Annotated in this window: 4 protein-coding genes; 3 read left to right on the forward strand and 1 reads right to left on the reverse strand. The window is 34.8% G+C overall.

Annotation, left to right across the window (positions count from 1 at the left end):
- The first annotated feature begins 28 nt into the window (after window positions 1-28).
- The 3 genes from DNK47_RS03295 to DNK47_RS03305 all read left to right on the forward strand — a co-directional run bounded on the left by DNK47_RS03295 (window position 29) and on the right by DNK47_RS03305 (window position 2,017).
- Window positions 29-634 (forward strand): hypothetical protein, encoded by a 606-nt coding sequence (locus tag DNK47_RS03295; RefSeq protein WP_112665927.1) that lies wholly within the window; start codon window positions 29-31, stop codon window positions 632-634.
- A 321-nt stretch (window positions 635-955) separates the two neighbouring features.
- Complete coding sequence (locus DNK47_RS03300; protein ID WP_112665929.1) at window positions 956-1,324, forward strand: hypothetical protein; 369 nt, start codon at window positions 956-958, stop codon at window positions 1,322-1,324.
- An 84-nt stretch (window positions 1,325-1,408) separates the two neighbouring features.
- A complete protein-coding gene (locus tag DNK47_RS03305) occupies window positions 1,409-2,017 on the forward strand; it encodes a hypothetical protein (RefSeq protein WP_112665931.1) in 609 nt (202 codons plus the stop codon).
- Window positions 2,018-2,089: 72 nt separating this feature from the next.
- Here the strand turns inward: DNK47_RS03305 and DNK47_RS03555 are convergent.
- Window positions 2,090-2,634 (reverse strand): hypothetical protein (locus tag DNK47_RS03555; RefSeq protein WP_181454173.1); only part of this gene is annotated, 545 nt, incomplete at its 5' end.

Here is a 2,634-nt window from a genome sequence, read left to right on the forward strand (position 1 = left end):
TTAAAAGATTTGAAGCAAGATTGATTATTTGAGGGAAAAAAATTTCAAATGAAAATATTGACCTTTTAAAGATCATCTGTTCCCCTGAAAGATAGAAGTAGATGAAATAAGTGCTGAGCTCGATTGCACTGGGAAGTTAACTAATGATGGTGGTGGACAAGAGGAAGATGTCAAGACAAAGTTCAAATGAAATTTAACTCTAGAGAGTCAAGATCAAAAACAATTATTTGAGGGAAGAGAAGTTACTAAGGAAGGGTCTTTAGAGCTTGTGAGAGCTGATGGTGGTCGGAAAATATGGCCCATTGTATTGGGAAGAGGGGAAGAAGGTATAAAGGTTGAGGCCATTGATGGGAGCAAGATACTAAAGATTGACTATACACATTGAGTAAATGATTGAATGAATTATGGGACTGGAAGAAAACAAAGCGGTACTGTAAGTGATTCGTTTACTTGTAAGTGACCTGATATAAAAATTAAGGGAAAAGGGGAAATTTATTCTGCAAGCTTAGATCGAACAGGCGATAGTATTTATCAATTTGTGAAAGCAACACAGCCCTTAAAACTCAAAATCTCCTTAGATAAATGTAGAGCTAGCAACGATAAACAGAAAGCCGAATGTAACCTAAAAAGCTAACATAGGGATCTTTAAAAAACTTAAATGATTTTTAAAAATAGAGATTTATTTAAAAAATAATTTCATAGTAAAAATTTTCTAATTTATTCCTCACATTACAAAAGGAATCACAAACTTGAATGAAAGATAGAAGTAGATGAAATAAGTGATGAGTTAGAGTGTAGTGGACATTTAATAGGGGGTGATGGGCGATATGGAACGGGAGGAACAAAACCTTTACTTAGATGGACGATTGAACTAAACGAAGAGGAAGGGAAACAGTTATTTAGTAAAGAAACAATCATCAAAGAGACCCACATAAATTTCAAGGGTGAGGGTGGATTGAATCTTTGGCCTAGAGAAAAGGCTGGTATTGTTGTAAGAGCAAATGCGCTTGGGGCGATGTTGATGGTGGATTACACCCAATGAGTTGATGGGGTGATTAGTTTGCAGGAAACGAGAACAACAGGAGGCTATGTGGATAGCACATTCACTTGTAGTTGAGCTGAGTTACCTAAGAATGGTGCGGGTGTTATTTATCAGGGTGGAATTACTAATCAAAGAGGATTAGGCTATAGAGAGACACAAAAGCAACCTTTAAAACTCAAGATAGAGCTCGGTAATAAATGTAAGCAGACCAATAAAGGGAAAACACTTGAATGTAACCTAAAAGTAACAACGGAAGGAACAGACCTAAAGATTTCAAATTAGGCTAAAGAATAACTTGTTTTTTATTTCAGATATCTTTTAGTAATTAAAGATACATAAAATCTCAAAATTTAAGAAATTTTTTAATTGTGAAATTGGCTCTCCAACCATCGCTCTAAAAGTCCTGCTCAAACAAAAGCAACCCATAAATGAAAGATAGAAGTAGATGAAATAAGTGCGGGAGTTGATTGTACGGGACATTTACTTAATAATGGAGGAAGTTATGAACAGGATACCAAAACAAGATTCCAATGAAAGTTGGAGTTAAACGAAGATGAAAAGAAAAGATTGTTTGAGGGTCAGGAAATTAGTGAGGAAGGTTCAGTGGAATTCATTAGGGCTGATGACAAAAGAAAACTGTGGCCATTTTTGGTGGGTAAGGGGAATGAGGGATTAAAGGTTGAGATTAATGAACATGGTGGAGCGCTAAAAGTTGATCTGGGACGTTGAGCTAAAGGGGAAAGGGGGGGATGAGTTATGAATAGTACGTTTACTTGCACTTGAACTGGACTAAAAGGCCAAAGTAAAGGACGAGTGATCTATCAAGCCACCTTGGACCGGATGGATGGGGAGTTGTGACAGTATATAAGGCCATCAACACCTTTAAAACTCAGAATCTCCTTAGGTGAGTGTAGACCTAGCAGTGATGAACAGAAAGCCGAATGTAACCTAAAAGTAACAACTAGCAAAAATTAAATAACTGATTTCCTTACAGTCTGAACTTAAGCCATAGATCTATTTGTTAACTTATTTCATTAAATAATTTGATTAACTAAAATCTTGTACTGTTTCCATTCTTGTTTCTACTGGTAGTATCAGATAAATTTCTCCTGTCTGCTTAGTAATTAACTTAATAAGAATTCCATAGTTATCTCCAAGACTTTTATAGTTTCATTTTCCTAATATTTCAGTTTTCTTAAATTCTGGGCTTAAAAGAATAACTTGAGATCCTCTCCCCTCTGTCGCTTCTTCCATATCCGATTCTATTTTGATTTCAAATTTTTGATTTTTATTTAATTTGTTATTTCTCTTGAATAACTTTTTAGGAAATAATCCTTTTCAGTTATCTAGAAAATTTTCATCTTCTGCTTTATTAATCCCTTTATTTTTGCAAGATATTGCATAATAATCTCCTTTGTTTTCGTTAGAAGGAAGAACATTCTCTAAAAACTGAACAACATTGCAATTTCCTGATTTAGCGTTAGATTGTTTAGAGCTTCTAGTTAATTCTCTTCCACTATCTACAGGAGAAGAGGCGGAAAGACTTTGTAAATTATCTCTTGTAGTTACAGTTGTTGTTTCTTGTTGCTCTT

Origin of the sequence: Mycoplasma wenyonii (genome assembly GCF_003265155.1) — a bacterium.
GTDB lineage: Bacteria > Bacillota_I > Bacilli_A > Mycoplasmatales > Mycoplasmoidaceae > Eperythrozoon_A > Eperythrozoon_A wenyonii_C.